This window comes from Pseudodesulfovibrio indicus, from assembly GCF_001563225.1.
Lineage (GTDB): Bacteria > Desulfobacterota > Desulfovibrionia > Desulfovibrionales > Desulfovibrionaceae > Pseudodesulfovibrio > Pseudodesulfovibrio indicus.
Genome location: NZ_CP014206.1, coordinates 393,535 through 413,820 on the forward strand (window position 1 = coordinate 393,535; position 20,286 = coordinate 413,820).

22 protein-coding genes are annotated in these 20,286 nt (G+C 65.9%); 13 read left to right on the plus strand and 9 right to left on the minus strand.

The window, feature by feature from the left end; genetic code table 11:
* The first annotated feature begins 22 nt into the window (after nt 1–22).
* The 12 genes from AWY79_RS01900 to AWY79_RS01955 all read left to right on the plus strand — a co-directional run bounded on the left by AWY79_RS01900 (nt 23) and on the right by AWY79_RS01955 (nt 12,659).
* Complete coding sequence (locus tag AWY79_RS01900) at nt 23–2,170, plus strand: acetate--CoA ligase family protein (protein WP_066799575.1); 2,148 nt, start codon at nt 23–25, stop codon at nt 2,168–2,170.
* A 33-nt stretch (nt 2,171–2,203) separates the two neighbouring features.
* Nucleotides 2,204–3,529, plus strand: a complete 1,326-nt coding sequence (locus tag AWY79_RS01905; protein WP_066799577.1) for an NAD(P)/FAD-dependent oxidoreductase — start codon at nt 2,204–2,206, stop codon at nt 3,527–3,529.
* Between the two features lie 93 nt (nt 3,530–3,622).
* The gene (locus tag AWY79_RS01910; RefSeq protein WP_066799579.1) at nt 3,623–4,015 is read left to right on the plus strand and encodes a RidA family protein; all 393 of its coding nucleotides are present in this window, start codon (nt 3,623–3,625) and stop codon (nt 4,013–4,015) included.
* Nucleotides 4,016–4,059: 44 nt separating this feature from the next.
* Nucleotides 4,060–5,409, plus strand: coding sequence for an MFS transporter (locus AWY79_RS01915; protein WP_066799581.1), 1,350 nt, complete (start codon nt 4,060–4,062; stop codon nt 5,407–5,409).
* 167 nt (nt 5,410–5,576) lie between these two features.
* Entirely contained in the window at nt 5,577–6,698 is a 1,122-nt protein-coding gene (gene lpxB / locus AWY79_RS01920) for a lipid-A-disaccharide synthase (protein WP_066799583.1), read from the plus strand.
* Nucleotides 6,695–7,501: a pyrroline-5-carboxylate reductase gene (proC, locus tag AWY79_RS01925; RefSeq protein ID WP_066799585.1), complete on the plus strand. Its 807-nt coding sequence runs from the start codon at nt 6,695–6,697 to the stop codon at nt 7,499–7,501. Before lpxB ends, proC begins: the two co-directional genes overlap by 4 nt.
* 26 nt (nt 7,502–7,527) lie before the next feature.
* Nucleotides 7,528–7,815, plus strand: a complete 288-nt coding sequence (locus tag AWY79_RS01930) for a YhdT family protein (RefSeq protein ID WP_066799587.1) — start codon at nt 7,528–7,530, stop codon at nt 7,813–7,815.
* Complete coding sequence (panF, locus tag AWY79_RS01935) at nt 7,812–9,263, plus strand: sodium/pantothenate symporter (protein WP_066799589.1); 1,452 nt, start codon at nt 7,812–7,814, stop codon at nt 9,261–9,263. The genes AWY79_RS01930 and panF overlap by 4 nt, the downstream gene beginning before the upstream one ends.
* A 299-nt stretch (nt 9,264–9,562) precedes the next feature.
* Nucleotides 9,563–9,835: a hypothetical protein gene (locus AWY79_RS01940; RefSeq protein WP_066799596.1), complete on the plus strand. Its 273-nt coding sequence runs from the start codon at nt 9,563–9,565 to the stop codon at nt 9,833–9,835.
* Between the two features lies 1 nt (nt 9,836).
* Complete coding sequence (locus AWY79_RS01945; protein ID WP_078063569.1) at nt 9,837–11,603, plus strand: portal protein; 1,767 nt, start codon at nt 9,837–9,839, stop codon at nt 11,601–11,603.
* Nucleotides 11,596–11,826: a Bbp19 family protein gene (locus AWY79_RS01950; protein WP_066799598.1), complete on the plus strand. Its 231-nt coding sequence runs from the start codon at nt 11,596–11,598 to the stop codon at nt 11,824–11,826. The genes AWY79_RS01945 and AWY79_RS01950 overlap by 8 nt, the downstream gene beginning before the upstream one ends.
* On the plus strand, nt 11,823–12,659 hold the full coding sequence (locus tag AWY79_RS01955) for a hypothetical protein (RefSeq protein ID WP_066799600.1): 837 nt from the start codon (nt 11,823–11,825) through the stop codon (nt 12,657–12,659). Before AWY79_RS01950 ends, AWY79_RS01955 begins: the two co-directional genes overlap by 4 nt.
* 484 nt (nt 12,660–13,143) lie before the next feature.
* Here AWY79_RS01955 and AWY79_RS01960 read toward each other — a convergent pair whose 3' ends face one another.
* The 8 genes from AWY79_RS01960 to AWY79_RS01995 all read right to left on the minus strand — a co-directional run bounded on the left by AWY79_RS01960 (nt 13,144) and on the right by AWY79_RS01995 (nt 18,144).
* Nucleotides 13,144–13,623: a hypothetical protein gene (locus AWY79_RS01960; RefSeq protein WP_066799602.1), complete on the minus strand. Its 480-nt coding sequence runs from the start codon at nt 13,621–13,623 to the stop codon at nt 13,144–13,146.
* A gap of 77 nt (nt 13,624–13,700) precedes the next feature.
* Nucleotides 13,701–13,913: a DUF1858 domain-containing protein gene (locus AWY79_RS01965; RefSeq protein WP_078063570.1), complete on the minus strand. Its 213-nt coding sequence runs from the start codon at nt 13,911–13,913 to the stop codon at nt 13,701–13,703.
* Nucleotides 13,910–14,773, minus strand: coding sequence for an NAD(P)H-hydrate dehydratase (locus tag AWY79_RS01970; RefSeq protein WP_066799605.1), 864 nt, complete (start codon nt 14,771–14,773; stop codon nt 13,910–13,912). Before AWY79_RS01970 ends, AWY79_RS01965 begins: the two co-directional genes overlap by 4 nt.
* Nucleotides 14,761–15,312, minus strand: coding sequence for a putative Se/S carrier protein (locus AWY79_RS01975; RefSeq protein WP_066799607.1), 552 nt, complete (start codon nt 15,310–15,312; stop codon nt 14,761–14,763). Before AWY79_RS01975 ends, AWY79_RS01970 begins: the two co-directional genes overlap by 13 nt.
* A 2-nt stretch (nt 15,313–15,314) precedes the next feature.
* On the minus strand, nt 15,315–15,533 hold the full coding sequence (locus tag AWY79_RS01980) for a sulfurtransferase TusA family protein (RefSeq protein WP_066799609.1): 219 nt from the start codon (nt 15,531–15,533) through the stop codon (nt 15,315–15,317).
* 9 nt (nt 15,534–15,542) lie between these two features.
* Complete coding sequence (gene yedE, locus AWY79_RS01985) at nt 15,543–16,628, minus strand: YedE family putative selenium transporter (RefSeq protein WP_066799611.1); 1,086 nt, start codon at nt 16,626–16,628, stop codon at nt 15,543–15,545.
* Nucleotides 16,629–16,793: 165 nt separating this feature from the next.
* Nucleotides 16,794–17,732 carry a PA2778 family cysteine peptidase gene (locus AWY79_RS01990; protein WP_066799615.1) on the minus strand — a complete coding sequence of 313 codons (939 nt, stop codon included), beginning with the start codon at nt 17,730–17,732 and terminating at the stop codon, nt 16,794–16,796.
* A 10-nt stretch (nt 17,733–17,742) separates the two neighbouring features.
* On the minus strand, nt 17,743–18,144 hold the full coding sequence (locus AWY79_RS01995; protein ID WP_066799617.1) for a PA2779 family protein: 402 nt from the start codon (nt 18,142–18,144) through the stop codon (nt 17,743–17,745).
* A 139-nt stretch (nt 18,145–18,283) separates the two neighbouring features.
* Between AWY79_RS01995 and rlmN the strand changes: the two genes are divergently transcribed.
* Nucleotides 18,284–19,321 carry a dual-specificity RNA methyltransferase RlmN gene (rlmN, locus tag AWY79_RS02000; RefSeq protein ID WP_066799619.1) on the plus strand — a complete coding sequence of 346 codons (1,038 nt, stop codon included), beginning with the start codon at nt 18,284–18,286 and terminating at the stop codon, nt 19,319–19,321.
* A gap of 4 nt (nt 19,322–19,325) precedes the next feature.
* Here rlmN and AWY79_RS02005 read toward each other — a convergent pair whose 3' ends face one another.
* The gene (locus AWY79_RS02005) at nt 19,326–20,132 is read right to left on the minus strand and encodes a substrate-binding periplasmic protein (protein WP_158509830.1); all 807 of its coding nucleotides are present in this window, start codon (nt 20,130–20,132) and stop codon (nt 19,326–19,328) included.
* Nucleotides 20,133–20,286: the final 154 nt, after the last annotated feature.

Below are 20,286 nucleotides of genomic sequence, written 5' to 3' on the forward strand. Positions count from 1 at the left end.
GTTTCTTGTAAGGAGCTTCTTCATGAATGATCTGGTCCCCCTGTTCCAACCCAAAAGCGTCGCCCTGATCGGCGCTTCCTCCAACTCGAAGAAGTACGGGTATTGGACAGCCAAGAGCCTGATTGAAAACAAGTTCGAGGGAGACATCCACCTTGTCTCCCGCTCGGGCGGCGAAATCTTCGGCCGACCGACCTTCCCCGACATCCTGTCCGTTCCGGGCGAAGTGGACCTGGCCATCATCGCCATCGCCCCCAAGTTCATCCTGCCCGTCATGGAGCAGTGTGTGGAAAAGGGCGTCAAATGCGCCATCGTGGTCTCCACCGGCTTCGGCGAAGTCGGCCCCGAGGGCAAGGAACTGGAACGGCAGATGCTCGAAATCGCCCGCAAGGGCAACATGCGCGTCCAGGGCCCGAACTGCATGGGCACCTACAGCGCGGCCAAGAGCATGAACGCGAGCATCATCGACCTGGCCCCCGGCCCCATGAGCCTCGTGCTGCAGAGCGGCAACTTCGGCATCGACATCAACTTCAATGCCAAGTCCCGCAACCTCGGCTACAGCTGCTGGGCGACCATCGGCAACCAGATGGACATGCGGTTCCACGACTTCGTCGAGTACATCGAGGGCGATGACGACACCAAGTGCCTGCTCCTGTACATGGAAGGCCTCCGCGTCGAGAGCGAGGAGGACGGCCGCAAATTCATCGAGGCCGCGCAAAAGACCGCGGCCCGCAAACCCATCGCCGCCATCAAAATCGGCCGCAGCGCCGCGGGCGCCCGCGCCGCCGCCTCCCATACCGGCTCCCTGGCGGGCAGTGAAAAGATCTTCGACGCCGCCCTCAGGCAGGCCGGGATCATCCGCGTGGACAGCCCCAACCAGCTGCTGGACGCGGCCGAGGCCTTCTCCAAGTGCAAGCCCGCCCGGGGCAAGCGCATCGCCATCCTGACCGACGGCGGCGGGCACGGCGTCATGGCCACGGACTTTGCCGAAAAGTTCAACCTGGAAGCCCCTGTCCTGTCCGACGCCACCCAGGCCAAGCTCCGGGAAATCCTGATGCCGCACTGCCCCATCAAGAACCCGGTCGATCTGGCGGGCACCCCCGAAGCTGACATGTGGGTTTTCGACCGTTGCCTGGAAGTCCTGCTGGACGACCCGGATGTGGACGGCATAATCATCGTGGGCCTGTACGGCGGATACGCCGACCTGTCCGAGGAATTCCGCGCCCTGGAGATGGACGTGGCCCGGAGCATGACCGAGCGGATCGCCGCCGGGGACAAGCCCGTCGTGATGCACTCCATCTATGCGCCCCAGAACCCCGAATGCCTGGAATACATCCGTGAGAACGGCGTTCCGGTCTTCGGCGAGGTGGACGCCGCCGTCCGCACCATGGGCGTGCTCTCGGGTTACGGCGACCTCCGCAAGGCCCTCGCGGAAGAGGCTGCCGGGGAACTGCCGGACATGCCCGCCGACCGCAGGGAAAAGGCCGCGGCCATCATCGACGCGGTCCGAAAATCCGGCCGGGTGAACATGGTCGAGACCGAGGCGCGGGAGATCCTTCGCTGCTACGGCCTCGGCGTCACCGAGGACTTCCTGGTGACCAGCGCGGAAGAGGCCGCGGAGGTCTACGGGAAGATCGGCGGCAAGGTGGTGATGAAGATCGTGTCTCCGGAGATCCTGCACAAGACCGATGCCGGCGGCGTGGCCCTGAACATCGAGTCCGGCGAGATGGCGGGCGAGGCCTACGAACGGTTGGTCCGAAACGGCCGCCTGTACAAGTCGGACGCCGACATCCTCGGCGTCATGATGACCGCGATGCTGCCCGGAGGCGTCGAGTGCATCATCGGTTCGAGCCACGACAACACCTTCGGCCCGACCGTGATGTTCGGGCTGGGCGGCATCTTCGTGGAGATTCTCAAGGACGTGGCCTTCCGGGTGGCCCCGGTGAACATGCCCGCCTGCCGCAGCATGATCCGCGAGATCAAGGGACTGGGAATGCTCCAGGGCGCGCGCGGCTCCAAGCCCTGCGACCTGGAGGCGTTGGCCGAGACCGCCTGCGTGGTCTCGCACCTCGTGAACGAGCTGCGGGACATCGCCGAGGTCGATCTCAACCCGGTCTTCGCATGGGAAAAAGGGCTGGCCATCGCGGACGCCCGAATCGTCCTCCACAGCTAGCTAAATATAAAACTTCAACAAAAGAGTTGGGTTATGAAAGACGTAAAGATTTACCCCACGACCACAGGCCAGAGCTGGGTGGAAATGTCCGACTACAAGTTCCACCGCTTCAACGATCTCTCTGAGATCAGGGACGAGTACGACTACGTCGTGGTCGGCGCCGGATACGGCGGCCAGGCCGCGGCCAGGCACCTGGCCGAGCTGCATCCCGACGCCCGGATCGCCGTGTTCGAGGCCATCAAGATCGGCGACAACGACAGCGGCAAGAACGCCGGCTTCATCATCGACGTCCCCCACGACTTCGGCGACCAGGGCGCCTCCTCCTTCGAGGAGAACCAGAAGTACTTCCAGTTGAACACCTTCATCATCAAGTGGATGGAAGACACCATCAAGGACAACGGCATTGATGACGTCGACTGGGATCACTGCGGCAAATACCTGTGCTGCGCCGAGGAAAAGAGCTTCAAGCTCATCGATCACGAAGTGGACGAGCTCAAGCGGATGAACTGCTCCTACGAAGTGGTGGAAGGCGAGGAGCTGTTCCGCCGCACCGGCACCCGGTACTACAAGAAGGCCCTGTACACCCCCGGTTCCGTGCTCATCAACCCGGCCGACGTCCTGCGCGCCATGTTCTCCGCCATGCCGGACTCCGTGGACGTATTCGAGGAGTGTCCGGTCATGCGCATCGACGAGGGCAGCCCCACCAGCGTCATCCTCCGCAGCGGCAAGCGGGTCAAGTGCAAGTTCGTCCTGGTCACGGGCGGCCCCTTCATCCCGCAGTTCGGCATAGGCAACAAGGTGTTCTGCCCCGTGCTCTCCTACGGCGCCTTCACCCGCCGCTTCACCGACGACGAGATGCGGCATTTCGCGGGCGTCAAGCCCTGGGGATGCACGGCGGGCCATCCGGCGGGAACCACCGTCCGCTTCACCCGCGACAACCGCATATTCGTGCGCAACGGGTTCTCCTTCGCCACCAACCTGACGACTTCCCACCAGCGCATCCAGCGGGCCATTCCCAAGCTCCGCCGGGCCTACGAGAACCGTTTCCCGGAACTGAAGCACGTCAACTTCGAGTTCGTGTACGGCGGCATGATCAACATGACCATGAACTTCCGGCCGCTGATGCTCCAGCAGAACTCCACCGTGTTCGCCTCGGCCAGCGGCGAGGGCGCGGGCGTGGCCAAGACCAGCCTGTGCGGCTACTACCTGGCGGAATGGGTCAGCGGCATGAACAGCGACAACCTGGCCTTCCTCCAGAAGATCTCGACCCCCAAAAAGCTTCCCCCGGAACCGTTCCTGACCATGGGAGCGGAAGCCCGGCTCTTCTTTGAAGAGTTCTGCGCCAAAAAGGAAATCTAACCATACCCCTAGCCAGCTCCTGTTAACCGGAAGGATGCCGCCAATGCCCCCGGCATCCTTCCGGCAGGAGCCCCATACCCGAAGGAGTAGCTCATGGAATTCTTCAATTCTGCCGAATCCGCTGAAGTTATAGGCCCTTACAGCCACTGCGTCAAAGCGGGGGACACCTATTACATCTGTGGCCAGGTCCCGTTCCACCCCACCTCCGGCCATGTGGTCGGAACCACCATCAAGGAGCAGACCTTCCAGACGCTGTACAACCTGAAGTGCGTCCTGGACGCCGCCGGTCTCGATATTTCGGACATCGCCAAAGTCAACGTCTTCCTGACCAGCATGGAAGACTTCGACGGCTTCAACGAGGTCTACGCCGACTTCATGGGCGATCACCGCCCGGCCCGCCTGTGCCTGGGCGCGGGAGAGATCGCCCACGGCTGTCTGCTGGAATTGGATGCGATCGCCTACAAGGGAAAGTCGCGAGGAATGTAATAGGTAGTTGATTCTCCAATAATATCTAAAAGAAGAGGTTTACAATGGCTACCAGTGGACAGAACCGTATCTGCTTCGAAGACGCCCCGTTTTCGCCCGTTCACAAGAAAATCGCGGTAGGCACCTTCATGGGCCAGATCTGTGACGGATACATCCTCGGCATTGTCGGCATCGCCCTGTCGTACGCCACCGGCGTGCTGGGCCTGGACAGCTACTGGATGGGTCTTATCGGTGCGGGAGCCCTTTTCGGCATCCTTTTCGGCAGCCTGCTGACCGGCATCATCATCGACCGCCTGGGCCGGAAAGGGGCGTACGCGCTCGTTTCGATGATCGTCCTCGTGCTGTCGGTTCTCCAGTTCTTCATCTCCGACCCCTCGCTGCTGGTGGCCGTCAGGTTCATGCTCGGCATGTGCGTGGGCGCGGACTACACCGTCGGCGTCTCCCTGCTCAGCGAATGGACCCCGGAGAAAATCCGCACCAAGATGATGAGCTGGCTCATGGCCGCCTGGACCTTCGGCTACATCATCTCCTACTTCGCCGGATTCTTCATCGCCTCCCTCGGCGATCTGGGAGACGACGGCTGGCGCTGGATCATCAGCTCCTCCGCAGTGCTCGCCGCAATCACCCTCATCGTCAGGCTCGGATCTCCGGAATCCCCGTCCTGGACCCTGTCCAAGAAGGGGGCCGATGCGGCCCTGAAACTGGTGCATGCTCACCTCGGCACCGGGTTCGCTCTTCCCGAGCAAAAGGAAAAGACCGCATCCGCCTCCTTCTTCAGACTGTTCAGCCGCGAGCTGTGGCGCAACACGGTCACCTCCTGCACCTTCTTCCTCTGCCAGGTCCTGCCCTTCTTCGCCATCTCCATCTTCCTGCCCGTGGTGGTCAAGGGCCTCCACATAGCCAATCCCCATGCCTCGGGCATGATGTACAACGGCTTCACCATGGTCGGCGTCATCATCGGCATCCTCATTGCCGACAAGATCTCCCGCCGCGCCTTCCTGATGTGGACCTTCTACGGCGCCGGGGCGATCCTGACCCTGATGACCGTGTGGCAGACCATGCCCCCGACCCTGGCCTTCGTCCTGCTGGGAGCCTTCTCCACCGTGCTGGCCATCTCCATCGTCGCCGAATGGCTGTATCCGCCGGAGCTTTTCCCCACGGAACTCCGCGGCTCCGGCGTCGGCCTGACCATCGCCGCCAGCCGCATCGGCGCGGGCATGGGAACCTGGATGCTGCCTGTGGTCACCGAACAGTACGGCGTGACCACCACCCTCGTGTGCTGCATCGCCTCCCTGCTCATCGGAGGCGTGGTCTGCCAGATCCTGGCCCCCGAGACCTCGACCAGGTTTACCTGCAAGCCGCTCTCCGCCAACGAGAGCTTTGCCAAAGCCTAAATCGCATTCGACATAACCTCCTGGTGATGTCCCCCGGCATGTCCCGGGGGCATCACCGCCCCCTTCTCCCCCGACCATGAGCACCAAATCCCTTTCCGGAGCGGCCGCCGCCCCCTCCCCCGGCTGCTGGTCCGTCCCGCTTACGCCGGGAGCAAAGGACAAGGCCCATGCGTAAGATCTGGATCAACTGCAGCGAGGCGTCCGGCGACATGTACGCCGGGGCGCTGACCGAGGAGCTGCTGCGCCAGGACCCGTCCCTGCATATCAGCGGCATGGGCGGCCCCATGCTCTCCAGTGCGGGCGCGGACCTGCGTTTCCCCATGAGCCGACTCTGCTTCACGGGTTTCCTCGACGTCCTCCTCGGGCTGCCCGGACTGCTCCGGCTGCACCGGGAGATCACCAAGGCATGGGAGCATGACCGCCCGGACGCGGTCGTCATGGTGGACTGCCCGGACTTCAACCTGCCGCTGGCCAAGGCCGCCCACGCCATGAACATCCCCGTCCTCTACTTCATCGCGCCGCAGCTCTGGGCCTGGAGACAAAAAGGCCTGAAGACCCTGCGCCGGTGCGTGCGGAGCATCCTCTGCGCGCTCCCCTTCGAGCCCGACTTCTTCCATACCCGCGGCTGCCGCCCCCTGTACGCCGGCCATCCCCTCCTCGACATGATCCCGCTGCAACAGCTGGATCGGATGAAGCCCGACCCCTTCCAGATCGGGATCATGCCCGGGAGCAGGAAAAAGGAAATCGCCTTCCTCCTGCCCGAGTTCGCCGAGGCCGCCGGACGCATCCATCGGGAGATGCCCTGGACGTTCTTCTCCATCGCTCGGGCTCCGGGCATCAGCCGCCGCTACCTGAAGCGGCATTGGCCCCCCGGCGTGCCCGCGGTCTTCGTGGAGCCCGAGGACCGGTTCAATATGATACGCCGGTCCGGCATGATCCTGGCCGCATCGGGAACGGCGACGCTGGAAACCGGCCTGGTGGGCACGCCGACCATCGTCGCCTACAAGATCGACCCGCCCGCCGCCTTCGTCATGCGCAGGCTGGCGCTGTCGCAGCGGGCCAGCCTGACCAACATCCTGCTCAACAGGGAGATATTCCCGGAATACCTTCAGGAGCGGGCCACCGCGGAGAACTGCTATGCGCAGATGAAGGCCTGGCTGGGCGACCCCGGCCTGTTGCCGAAAATCAGAAAGGAACTGGGTGAGCTGCGCCGCATCGTCGGCCCTTCGGGCGGCATCCGGGCCGCAGCCCAAAGCATTCTTGCAGCACACGAAGGAGGACGGCAATGAACGTCGGATTCATCGGAACGGGCAACATGGGCGGGGCCATCATCGGGACCCTGACGGGCGCCAAGGACATCACGGTGTTCGGGCTGAACCAGACACCGCACAAACTGGAGGCGCTGGCCAGGGAAACCGGGCTCATCCCCTGCGGCGGCATCGGGGAGCTGACGAGCAGGTCGGACCTCATCGTCCTGGCCGTGAAGCCGCAGCAGGCCGGAGCGGTCTGGCCGGATATGCTTCCGGCATTGACACCGGACAAGTGTCTGGTGTCTCTTGCGGCGGGCCTGACGCAAAGCGACCTCCGGCACGGCGTGGACAACATCTGCCCCGTTGTCCGCACCATGCCCAACAGTCCGGCCATGATCGGCGAGGGCGTGACGGCGGTGTGCTTCGACGACCCGGCCCTGACAAAAGCGCAGAAACGGGCCGTCCTCGATCTGTTCCGCCCCTCGGGCGACGTGCACGTCCTGCCCGAGCGGTCGTTCGACGCGTTCACCGCGGTGGTCGGCTCGGGACCGGCGTTCATCTTTTATCTGATCGAGGCCATGATCGAGTCGGGCGTGGAATTGGGGCTGGAGCGGGAGAGTTCTTCCCGCATGGTCAAGAAGTTGTTTCGTGGCGCGAGCCTCATGGCGGAGCGGTCCGACAGGCACATCAGCCTGCTCAGGGAGATGTCCGTCGCCCCGGCCGGAACGACCATCGCGGCCCTGGCCCATTTTGACCGGACCGCCGTGCGCGGGAACATAATGGACGCTATCCGGGTGGCCTTCAACCGCAGCGTCGAGATGGGCGGCGGCTCCATGTCGTGAGACCCGCCAACGCCGCAGGAGGAATGATGGAACGGGATGAACGGAAACGGCAATCCGACAGGGAGGCGCTGCTCGCCCTGGCCGTCTATGTCCTGTATTTCGCCTGGTGGTACGTCTTCGGTTACGGCGTGGGCAACGGCGCGCCCGAGGACTACGACTACGTGTTCGGGTTCCCGGCCTGGTTCTTCTACAGCTGCGTGGCGGGCTACCCGCTCGTGACCATCCTGCTCTGGGTCTTCGTCCGGTTCTTCTTCCGGGACATCCCCCTGGACGACGAGGGAACGGACGATCGGGAAGGGGAGGACAGGCCATGACCGACTCCATCCGGCTCATCCTCCCCGTGGCCGTGTACCTGGCGGCGTCCATGGCCATCGCCCTGTGGGCGCGCAAACGGTCCTGCGAAGCCACCTCCCAGGGGTTCATCGAGGAATATTTCCTGGGCAGCCGGTCCATGGGCGGGTTCGTGCTCGCCATGACCATCGTGGCCAGCTACGCCAGCGCCAGCAGCTTCGTGGGCGGCCCCGGCGTCGCCTACCGCATGGGGTTGAGCTGGGTGCTGCTGGCCATGATCCAGGTGCCCACGGTCTTCCTCACCCTGGGCATCCTGGGGAAGCGGTTCGCCATCGCGGCCCGCGAGACCCGCTCCGTGACCATCACGGACTACCTGCGCGCCCGGTACGAAAGCGACGCCGTCGTGATCCTCTGCTCCCTGGCGCTGATCGCCTTCTTCCTGGCCGCCATGCTGGCGCAGTTCATCGGCGGGGCGCGGCTCTTCCAGAGCGTCACGGGATATCCCTACGTCGTGGGGCTGGTCCTCTTCGGCATCAGCGTGGTGCTGTACACGGCGGTGGGCGGTTTCCGCGCCGTGGTCATGACCGACGCCCTCCAGGGCCTGGTCATGACCGCCGCCGTCGTGGTCGTGCTGCTGGCGGTCATCAAGGCCGGAGGCGGCGTGGCCCGGTGCGTGGACACGCTCCGGGAGATCGACCCCGGGCTGATAACGCCCACCGGCCCCGGGGGCGCCATACCCCAGACCTTCACCCTCTCCTTCTGGATCCTGGTCGGCATCGGGGTCCTCGGCCTCCCGCAGACGGCGCAGCGGTGCATGGGCTACCGGGACTCCCGCGCCATGCACCGGGCCATGATCATCGGCACCCTGTTCATCGGCTTCATGATCCTGTGCGTCCACCTGGCGGGCGCGTTCGGCCGCGCGGTGTTCCCGGACCTGCCCGCGGGCGACCTGGCCATGCCGACCCTGATCGTCGAGCTGCTGCCGCCCGTGTGGGCGGGCATCTTCATCGCCGGGCCGCTGGCGGCGATCATGTCCACGGTGGACTCCATGCTGCTGCTCATCTCGGCGGCCATCATCAAGGACCTGTACATCCAATTCCGGCTGCGCGGCGACGCCTCGGCCATGCCGGTGGCCAGGCTCAAGAAGGCGAGCTTCGCCATCACCGCGGGCATGGGGCTGCTGGTCGTGGTCGCCGCCATCGAGCCGCCCGACCTGCTGGTCTGGATCAACATCTTTGCCTTCGGCGGGCTGGAGGCGGCGTTCCTCTGCCCCATCGTGCTCGGCCTGTACTGGAAACGGGGCAACGCGGCCGGGGCCATCGCCTCCATCGTCTGCGGCGTCGGGACCTTCATGGCCCTGTCCATCGTCAAGCCGGACATGGGCGGTGTCCACGCCATCGTGCCCACCACCCTGGCCAGCGCGGCGGCGTATGTCGCCGGTTCCCTGGCCCGTCCCGCCAAGAAGCCCTAAAGGCATGAACCCGGCCCGGCCCCGGGCCGCCAACCCCCTCTCCTTTCATAGCCTTTCAACTCCCTTGGCGAGGGCGTTCCGGCAAGGAACGCCCCGCTTCCCTTCTTGATACAAACAAGCCCTCCGCACCGCCCTCCCCACCCTCTGAATCCGCCACCCTGTCAAGTTGATTTTTCATACCTCTCGGCCGCTTTTCCTTGTCATTCGCCGACATTTCCCGGGTTCGGGAAAAACCGGGTCTATGCTCCCGCGAAACAACCCTTAACAGGAGGACACACGTCATGGGAGGAGCTGGATCTTTGATCTCGTCGGTATTCAACACGGTGGGGTCGCTGCTTGGCGGCGGCCAGTCGGACCAGGCCGAGGAGCTGCGCAGGGAGCGCAAGGCCCGCGAGGAGGAACAGCGCAAAAAGGAGGCCGACGAGCGCCGTCGCGACCGGGAAAAGGTCGTGGAGGCCAGGCGGCTGGAGGACAAGCGCGAGGCAGAGAGCCTGCTTTCCGGCGGCGCGGCCTCGCTGGCCGAGGACGAAGAAACCTCGGCAAACGGCCTGAAGCGCAAGCTGGGGGAGTGACATGGACAGGACAGAACTCGCCCGTTCGCTGCTGAGGCGGTTCGCGGGCCTTGAAGAGGCGCGGCGTCCGTGGGTCGGCTCCTGGCAGGAGCTGACCGAGTACATGCTCCCGCGCAAGAACAGCTTCGTCTCGCCCGGAACGGGTTTTGCGACCCTGGGCCGGGCCGGGGACGAGCGGATCTTCGATTCCACCCCGCTGCATTCCCTGGAACTTCTGGCCTCGTCCCTGGGCGGGCTGCTGACCAACCCGTCCCTGCCGTGGTTCGACATCTCGGTCAAGGACCGGGCGCTGGGCGACGCGGACGAGGTCCGCGAGTTCCTGCAGGCGGCCCGCGAGCGCATGGTGGCGCTGTTCAACTCCGAGGACACCGGGTTCCAGGCGCACGTTCACGAGCTGTATCTGGACGTGGCCCTGCTCGGCACGGCGGTCATGTATGTGGAGGCGGACCCGACCACGGTGGTCCGGTTCTCGGCCCGCCCGTTGGGCGAGGTCTTCGTGGCCGAAAACGCGCGCGGCCAGGTGGACACGGTCTATCGGCGGTACGAGGTTTCGGCCCGGCAGGCGATCCAGGAATGGGGCGCGGCCTGCTCGGACGAGGTCCGGGCCAAGGGTGAGGACCGACCGGACGAGCCGGTGGAGGTGCTGCACGCGGTGTTCCCGCGCTCGGACCGCGACCCGGCGGGGTTCGGGGCGGCCAATTTCCCGTTCGCCAGCGTGTACATGGAGGTCAAGACCGAGCACGTGCTGGAGGAGAGCGGCTACCTGGAGATGCCCTACATGGTCCCGCGCTGGGCCAAGGCCGCGGGCGAAACCTACGGGCGCGGACCGGGGCAGACCGCCCTGTCCGACACCCGGGTGCTGAACGCCATGGCCCGGACCGCGCTGATGGCGGCGGAGAAGATGTCCGACCCGCCGCTGATGGTCCCGGACGACGGTTTCCTCGGCCCGGTGCGCTCCGGCCCCGGCGGCCTGTCGTACTACCGGGCGGGGTCCACGGACCGCATCGAACCGCTGCCGGTGAACGTGGACCTGCGCGCCGCAGAGGAGATGATGACCGGCCGCCGGGAGTCCATCCGGCGCATCTTCCTGGGCGACCAGCTCACCCCGGAAGGCCCGGCGGTGACGGCCACCGAGGCGGTCATCCGCCAGGCCGAGAAGATGCGCGTGCTCGGCCCGGTGCTGGGCCGGTTGCAGACCGAGTTCCTGGGCCCGCTCATCCGGCGGGTGTTCCGGATCATGCTCCGCTCCGGCGAGCTGCCGCCCTTCCCCCGGGACCTTTCGCCCCGCGACCTGGAGGTGCGCTACACCTCGCCCGTGTCCCGCGCCCAGAAGCAGTACGAGGCCCAGGGGCTGGCCCAGGTCATGGAGTACCTCTCCCCCCTGGTGGGGTCCGGCGATCCCTTCGGGATCATGGACAACTTCGACACCGACCGGGTGGCCCGGCACGTGGCCGAGCTGTTCAACACCCCGTCCGACTACCTGAAGTCCGAGGACGGCGTGGCCGAGGGCCGGGCCCGGAAACAGCAGGACTCGGGCCAGTCCCGGACCGTGTCCACCCTGGCCAACGCGGCGGCCATCGCCAAGACCCTGTCCGAGGCGTACACGGACCGGCCCAGCGCCCTGACCGAGCTGTGGGGGCTGCTGACCGGGGCCGCGACGGCGGGAATCGCTCCCGCGCCCGTGGAGCCGGAATCACCCGCCGGGCCAAAGTCCCCTGCCGCGCCGCCCGAACCTTCCCTGACCGAAGAGGAGGCTCCCCATGCCTGAGGCCAGCCCCCTGGAACTGCACCGCGCCTACCGGCGGCTCTTCGAGTCCGCTGACGGGCGGGTGGTCATGGACGACCTGGAGAAGCGCGGCTGCTTCCTGCGCCCGACCTATTCCACGGACCGGGGCCGCACCGAATTCAACGAGGGCCGCAGGTCCCTGGTCCTGCACATGAAACAGATGCTCGACGAGAACAACTTCATCGAAAAGGAGAACAACCGATGACCGGCAACAACAACGAACAATGGCAGATGACCCTGCCCGGCGAATGGACCGTGCGCCAGACGGGCGAGGACGGCAAGGAGATCGAGATTCCCCTGCGCGACCATCCGGCGCTGAAGAAGTACGCCACCAAGGACGAGGCCGTGAAGGCCCTGGTCCACGCCCAGCGCATGCTCGGCAAGACTCCGGAGGGGTACGTCCGGCTGCCCGGCGACCAGGACGGCCCGGACGAGCTGGCCGCCTTCTATGCGGCCCTGGGCAGGCCCGAGGCCCCTGACGGCTACGAGCTGCCCGGTATGGACCTGCCCGACGGGTTCGAACTGCGCGAGGACCTGCTCGGCGGGCTGCGCGAAAAGGCGTACGAGCTGGGGCTGACCCCGGCCCAGGTGAGCGGCCTCTACCAGTGGTTCCTGCCCCTGGTCCTGGACGCCCACCACGGGCTGGAGGCCGAGGCGGGCAAGGTCCGCGAGTCCGAGCTGGAGTCCCTGCGCAGCGTGCACCGGGGCGACACCCCGGCCCTGCTGGACTCCGCCCTGCGCGCCGCCGAGGCCGTGGGCGGCAAGGAGCTGCTGGCGGCCCTGGACGCCACGGGCGCGGGCAACCGGGCCGCGGTGATCAGCGCGTTTGCCAAGATCGCGCCCCTGGTCCTGGAGAGCGGACTGCGCGGCTCGGCCAAGGGATGGGGCGAAGACCTGTCCATCGAGCGGCTGCGCGAGATGATGCGCGACCCGCGCTACAGCGACCCGTCCAAGCGCGACCCCGCCTTCGTCAAGAAGGTCAACCAGGGGTTCGAGCACCTCTACCCCGGCGACTACGTGCCCGGCAGCCGCATCTGACCAAGATGGTGCGAGGGGTATTTCACAGCCCCTCTTGTCATACCTCCCGGTAGGGCCGGAGGCGAAAGCCTCCGGCCCGAAAACAAAAGAACATGAATGAGTTGTTGAATAGCGATGCGTTCACCCGCATCGACACGGACAGGGACACGGACCCCAGGCCGGACGTGTATCGGGGCAAGACGACGGAAGCACCGGGATCACCCGAATTCCGGGGTCGGGTGACCGATGTGCCGGAGCCGGGCCTGACACCGGGCTCCCCGGACGGCAAGACCAATGAAAACGGTGACGCAGGCGCCGGAGCCCTCGGCGGCATGGTGCAGTCCAAGGGGCAGCACGGGAAGGGGAAAGGAACGAAAAAAGCCCCTTCAACGGGCGGATCAGTGGAGGGGGGCGATGAAGATCATCACCGATGGAAAGGTCCGTTCAGGTGCTCCGTTCATGCTCTTCAACGTCCCTCTGTTTCGACGGATGCTTGACAACCACTTCACCGACCCGAACATTCCCGACAAGACATAAACCGAGCGGGCGGCCTTGCGCCGCCCGTTGCCTGTGTGTGCTCGATCACCAGCGCGTCTTCTGCGAAGAAGACCTTGTAGTATTGGCGTTGATCCCGCCGGACGTTTTCCGCTCCCTCCAACTCCTTGAGCCAGCGGGTGAATTCGTCCAGGACGTCCTGCTCCGCCAGGAGCTGTTTTATCCGTTGGGACACCACGATCTTTACGGCATAAACGCCGATGGATGGCGACTTCTTGTGCCAACTTCCGGGATGAAAGGCCTCGCCTGTCATGTAAGCATCAACTATGAGTTTCTTATCGCTTTTCCCAGTGCAGCAAGTGTAACTGACATACTCCACTTCCGTGACCCCGGCCCGCTCCAGGGCCGCGTCCAGATCTCCCCGCTTTATAGGGTAGGTGAAGCCCTTGACCAGCTTGTCCCGACCCAGAAATTCGTATTCCAAAACCATGGCGGCTTCCTTTGCGGAGCCAATATGCGGCATTCGATGTGCCGGGACAAGAAGAGGGGGACGGTCCCGCGCGGGGGCTATTCGGATTCGGCGGCGGCTTCGAGGTCGGCCAGGAGTGCTTCGAGGTCCAGGCCGTAGCGGGCGGCCACGTCGGCCACGGTCTCGAAGAGCGCCTTGCAGAGCAAACATTCGCCCGCCTGTTCGTCGCGGGCGCGGAAGACCGCCTCGGTCGAGCGGTATCGGTGGACCACGTCCAGCAGGGTCATGTCCGGGGTGATGCGGTTCGTCACGGGAGTTCCTCCAGGGCGCGCTTAAGCGCCGCCGGGATGTGGGCGATGAGCTCCCCGATCTGCGAGGCCGGGGTGGGCCGCGCCGCCTCGCCCGCATAGCGGTTGGCCTGGGCCGCCACCTGGGCCGCCCTGGGCGCGGGCAATCCGTATTCCATCAGGGCGCAGGCCATGCCCGTGACCGTGTCGCCCGTGCCGCCCATGGCCTCCATGGCCTCCACGGACGGGCCGGAGACCTCGGCCAGGACCCCGGTGCAATCCGCCATCCGGTCCGTGCTTCCCTTGACCAGCAGGCAGGCCGCCGCGTTGCCGTGGGCATAGGCCCTGGCGATCAGCTCCGGGATGCGGTGCTCGTCCTGGAGGATGAAGCCGCGCGTGTAGAACGGGTGCGGCGCGTCCTCGTCGGCCAGGAAGGCCAGCTCCCCGGCGTCCGGGGTGAACAGCCCGTACTCCCCGGCCTGGCCGCTCATCTTGGCCGCGTACATGAACCCCGCGTCCGCGATGAGCGCGGGCGCCGGGGCCATGGACTGGGCCGCGAACAGGACCCGGTTGTGCCAGTCCACGTCGGGCTGGAGATAGTGGAAGGCGAGGGTCGAAAAATCTCGTCCGGGCAGGACCTCGACCATGCGCTCGTACAGGGCGCGGCTGCCCCTGCCCAGTCCCTCGTCCCCCACCAGAAAGGCGTGAGGCAGGGAAAGTTCCAGGAAGCGGCAGGCGGCCACGGCGGCTCCCAGCAGGGCGGGCGTCCCCCGGTCGGGCGGCAGTTCGCGCCCGGCCACCCGGAGCACGCCACCCGCAAACTCCACCACCGCGTCCAGCACGGGCACGGTCGGGTCCGGCACGGTTCCGGCTACGGCGAGCATCGGCGCACCATCTCCTCGTAGGCCAGGTCCAGGGCGTAGCCGCACAGAGTGTGGCCGATCTCGCGCGGGGCCGGGCCTTCCCCCAGCCGTTGCCCGATGAGCCGGGCCGCGATATACGGCACGTCCGGGCAGCCGCCGCCGGACACGTTGACGATGACCAGGGTTTGCTTGTCCACGGTGAGCTTCATGTTGGCGGCCCGGACCATGAGGTGGTCCCCGAAGTCCTTGACCTGGAAGAGATCCACCGGGGCCAGCAGCGGGCCGGTCACCGGCACGATCTCCAGGGGAGAAAGCCCGGCACCGGCCAGGACGCGCTGGACGTCGAGCTTCTCCATGAGCGGGAACTCGACCACCAGGTCGCACCCCTTCTGGATCTCCGGGGGCGGCCCCATGACCCGGATCTCGCGGCCCGAGTCCTTGAGGACCTTCTCGGCCCGGATGACCTCGCTGGTGTGCTCGAACACGAGCAGGCCCCGGTCCGCTCGCCCGTCCGGGCGGGGGCCGGAGCCTTTTTTCCTGAACAGATCGAAGAAGGCCAAGCCTACTCCTTGAGCAGCTTCAGGCGGTACTCCTCCCCTTCATCGGTGATGGAGACCACCTTCCAGCCCTTGCCTTCGGCGGCGCGGGCCACGTTTTCCTTGGACGCCTCGGTGTCCACCAGGACGTCGAGTTCACCCGACCCCATGGCCGTGATCTTGGCCAGGGTGTCCAGAACCGGTTGGGGGCACGACAGGCCCCGTGCGTCGACTAATTCACTCATGGTTACCCCCTAGGCCGCTTTCTTGCGCATGGTAAGCCCGATGAACAGGCAGACGGCCAGGCCGATGAACACGGCGGCGATGCCGTGGGGGCCGACGCCCTTGGGCGAGCTGGCCAGACCGAAGTTGTGGGCAAAGGCCGCGCCGGTGATCATGCCGAGCACGAACACGCCGGCGTCGCCGTCACCCTCGCCTGCCATGAACAGCTGCCGACCGGGGCACCCGCCCGCCAGGGCGAAGCACAATCCGGCCAGGACCATGCCCATGAAGTTCCACAGCCCCTGGGTATGGGCCACGGGCTGGCCCTCGAAGCCCATGTGGAACTGGCCGAGGATCAGGTTGACGACAAAGGCTGCCGCCAGCAGGGCGACCACGCCGGACAGCAGGTGAACCTGCCTGAACAGGATCAGGTCGCGGAACGCGCCCATGGTGCAGAACCGGCTGCGCTGGGCCAGGACGCCCACCAGCAGGCCGACGCCAAGGGAGATGAACAGGGGCGCATGCATGGCCCCCGGTCCCTTCAGGCTGTAGAAGAGCACCCCGGACTGCGGTTGGTCGGCCGTCTGCGGATACAGGAACATCAGGACCAGGAACCCGAGCATGACCAGGGGCAGGATGAGGCCCACGGACGAGTACGTCTTCTGGCTCCGGCCCAGGTTGTACCCCTGGCGGAAGAAGACGGTGCCGATGCCGATGCCGACGATCAGCCCGGCCAGGCCGAACAGGGAGTTCAGGTCGCCGCCCGCCAGACGCAGGATGGCCCGCCACGGGCAGCCCAGGAAGACCAGGGCGCCGATCATGGCGAACACGCCGAGCACGAAACGGACGATGGGAGCCGAACCCGAGCGCGGACGGAAGTCCTTGCTGAACAGGGCCGCGGCCAGGGCGCCGAGGACGAAACCGATGATCTCCGGGCGCATGTACTGGACCACGCCCGCCCGGTGCAGCCCCACGGCACCGGCGATGTCACGTTCGAAACAGGCCACGCAGATGCCCATGTTCCCCGGATTACCCAGGTACTGGAGCAGCGCCGCGAGGCACCCGATGACCAACCCCACGAAAATGATGCCTTTCCGCGAGGCAAAAAAGTTGAGCATACCTCCTCCTTGTGTAAAGGACGAGCCATACCCTCCCCTCCGGATTCGACTCTGAAAGGTAGTGGAAATAATCAAATGCAGCCAATTGTTTATCCGGCTGCCAGGGAAACGACCCATAGAAAGCATGAATACGTGGTCATATTTCGATATGAGCGCACCGGATCGTCACCGCTCCAGGTCGGACAGGGTCTTGCGAAAATCCTCGGCGTGGGGGCCGCCCAGGGACACGGCCTTTTTGGCGGCGGCCACGGCCTCGTCCATGCGGCCCAGCTCGCCCAGGACAAAGGCCAGGTTGTTGAAGGCGATGCCGCTCTGCGGGTCCGCCTCGGCGGCCCGGCGAAACGCCTCTGCCGCGCCGGGCTTGTCGTCCAGGGAGTAGCGCGCGTTGCCCAACCCTATCCAGGCGTCGCGGCTCGCGGGCCAACGGTTCGTGGCCGCGAGGTAGGCGACCAGCGCGCTCCGCGCCTGCCCAGCGCGCTCCAGCCCCACGGCCCCGTCCAGCCACTCCTTTTCCGTGACCGTGGCGGGCATGCGGTCCGGCGGCAGGACCACCAGCCCCCAGAAGTCCGGCCCCCAGGTGTTCTCGAACACCCGCCAGGGCGTGCGCTTGGAGCGGGTCAGGCCGGAGTTGAGCAGGACTTCTCCCGCCTCGTGGTCCAGGCCGGTGACCACGGCGTAGTGATAGACCGGGTACCAGGACAACCCGAGGTTCTGGAGGACGACGACCGGGATGGACGCGCCGACCTCGGCGGCCAGCCGGTCCGCGCCGTGGATGGGATAGGCCATGCGCCCCCTGCGCCGGGCCGCGGTGATCATGTCGGGCTGGAGCGATCCCTTGCGGGCCGGGGTGTAGACCGAGGCGGTCAGCTCCTCGGGGAGCACGGGCAGCCCGCTCCAGGTCAGAGCCATGGCCAGGGCGGCCGGGCCGCACTGGTATTCGTCCTGGGGGTAGAAAGGCACGTCGGCCACGCGGGCCAGGGGAGCGCCGGAAGGCACCTGCGGCATGACCCCGCCGTAGAGGGCGCAGCCAGCCACGAGGGGCAGGAGCAGCAGGAAGAGACAGGCGGCGGCCCAACGGCCGCCGCCCGGATTCAAATCGCGCATGGGACCCAGGTTAGTTGGCCTTCTTCACGAATGGGAAAACGTCCGTGGCCCCGGCCATGTCGGTGATGAGCAGCACGATGAAGACGAACAGCGCCGCACCGATGATGATGCCGAACGCGCCGCCGCCCGCGGGCATCTCGCCCATGTGGTCGGCGATCCGCGCCACTTCGGCGTCGGACAGCGCGTCGATGCGCTGGTCGACCTCGGCGGCGGTCAGTCCCTGTCCGGCCAGGACCTGGCGCACGTCCTCGCGTTCGAGCTGCGCCTTGATCAGGGCGCGGTTCTCCACGGCGCGGCTGGCGGCGATGGACGCCTCGGTGGAGATCAGCCCGGCCTGGGCCGTGGCCACGTTCAGGGACAACAGGGAAGCCACCACGAGCAGGCAGACGAGTTTACTGAACTTGTTGAACATCAGGGTGTTCCTCCTGGATTGTTTGTTTGGAAGCAGCTCTTAATTCTATACGTCAGAAGTACCCGTGAGGCAACCGATCGGCCGGGCCAGGACCAACTGCGCCCTTGACACGGCCTCCATAAGTCCGCAAGGAACGGCCATGCACAATCTTATAGAGCTGAACAAGAACGACCTCGAGGCGTTCGTCGCCGAAGACCTCAAGGAACCCCGCTTCCGGGCGGAGCAGATATGGCAGTGGCTGTGGCAGAAGCGCGTGCGCGACGTGGAGGCCATGACCAACCTGTCCAAGCCCCTGCGCGAGAAGCTCGGCTCCATGGCGGCCATCGTCTGGCCCGAGATCGCCCGGGTGGCCGAAAGCAGTGACGGGACCATCAAGTTCCTGCTCAGGCTGACCGACGGCAAGCTCATCGAGACCGTGCTCATCCCCATGCAGGACCGCTACTCCCAATGTCTGTCCACCCAGGTGGGCTGCGCCATGGCCTGCACCTTCTGCAACACCGGCAAGCTCGGCTTCGAGCGCAACCTGACCTACGGCGAGATCATGGGCCAGATCCTGGTGGGCCGCCAATACCTGGCGGACCGCTCCATGAACGAGCTGAAGAACCTCGTGTTCATGGGCATGGGCGAACCGCTCCTGAACCTTGAAACGCTCATCAAGGTGCTCACCGACCTGCCGTGCGAGCGCGGCCTGTCCCTGTCCTGGCGGCGCTCCATGGTCTCCACCGTGGGCTTCCCGGACAAGCTCAAGCGGCTGGGCGAGCTGGAGATAGCCCTGCCCGCCATCTCCCTGCACGCGCCCAACCAGGAGCTGCGCGCCAAGATCATGCCCAAGGCCGCCCAGGTCCACCTGAACGACCTGATGGCCGCGCTGAACGCCTATCCCATGCGCCCGCGCGAGCGGATCACCTTCGAATACCTGCTGCTCAAGGGGGTCAACGACTCCCTGGAACACGCGGACCAGCTGGCCCGGCTCATCGACCGCCGCAAGGGCAAGATCAACCTCATCGCCTACAACGCCACCGAGGGCATGCCCTACGAGGCCCCGGACCGCGAGCAGGTGGAGGCGTTCGAGAAGCGGCTCTGGAGCCACGGGCTGACCGCCTTCATCCGCCGCTCCATGGGCGCGGACATCAAGGCCGCCTGCGGCCAGCTCAAGGCCGAGACCATCGGGGAATAAAGGGCTAGCGGACCGGCAGGCCGTGCTTCCGCTTGAGGGAGTCGATCAGGGGCGTGCGGGACCGCAGGAAGTCGTTGAACCGGCACATCACGGCCGGATGCTTGATGGTGGAAAGCCGGTAGTCGCCGGTGGTGTGGGGCAGGTCCGGGTCCAGGACCAATCCCCCGTGCATGCCCATCTCGTCCAGCAGGTGCTGGGCCGCTTCCTGGTTGACGTAGATGGCGTCCACCCGGCCCCGCAGCGCCTTGCCGAGCAGTCCTGAAATGGACGCGTTTTCCGACACGGTCAGCTTCTTCGGGCTGAGCCTGGGCTTGAGCAGCCACGGCTTGAAGCCCGCGATGATCCCCAGGACGCCGATTCCCTCCACACCCCGGCCCAGCCTGTCCGGCCTGACCAGGATGCCGTCCGTGTACGTGCAGACGGGGTCGGAATAGAGGACGTTCAGCCCGGCGCGCTTGCTGGGGTGCCACTCCTCGGCGTCGGGGAACTTGAAATCCAGGGTCCGGGTCTCCAGAAACTCCTGATAGAGCCGCTTGACCGGCAGGGGCACGAAGACCAGCTCCACGCCGGCCTCGGCGGCGAAGGAGTCGAGCAGGTCGCGGGCGAACCCCTCGTAGTCGCCGTTGCGGTAGGAACCATAGGGCGGGTAGTCCAGGGACTCCACCCCCACGGTCAGGCGCACCCGTTCGGCGCGGGCTCCGGGACAGCAGAGCAGGAATACTCCGAGCAAGGCGGCGATGATCAGGGTCGGCGTCAGGAGCCGGGTGAGTGCGCTGTTTCCCATGGAGCGCGGACCGGGAGCAATGGGCATGGCTTCAGTTGGCGGAGAATACATGTATTCCGCGCGGCTGACAATATTTCGTTGACTCCCTCCGGGGCCGGAAAAGACCCGGGACCGGATTTCCGGAACCGGGACAATCCGCTCCCGACCGCGCCGGGAGCCCCCTGAATCCGGGGGTTGCCTT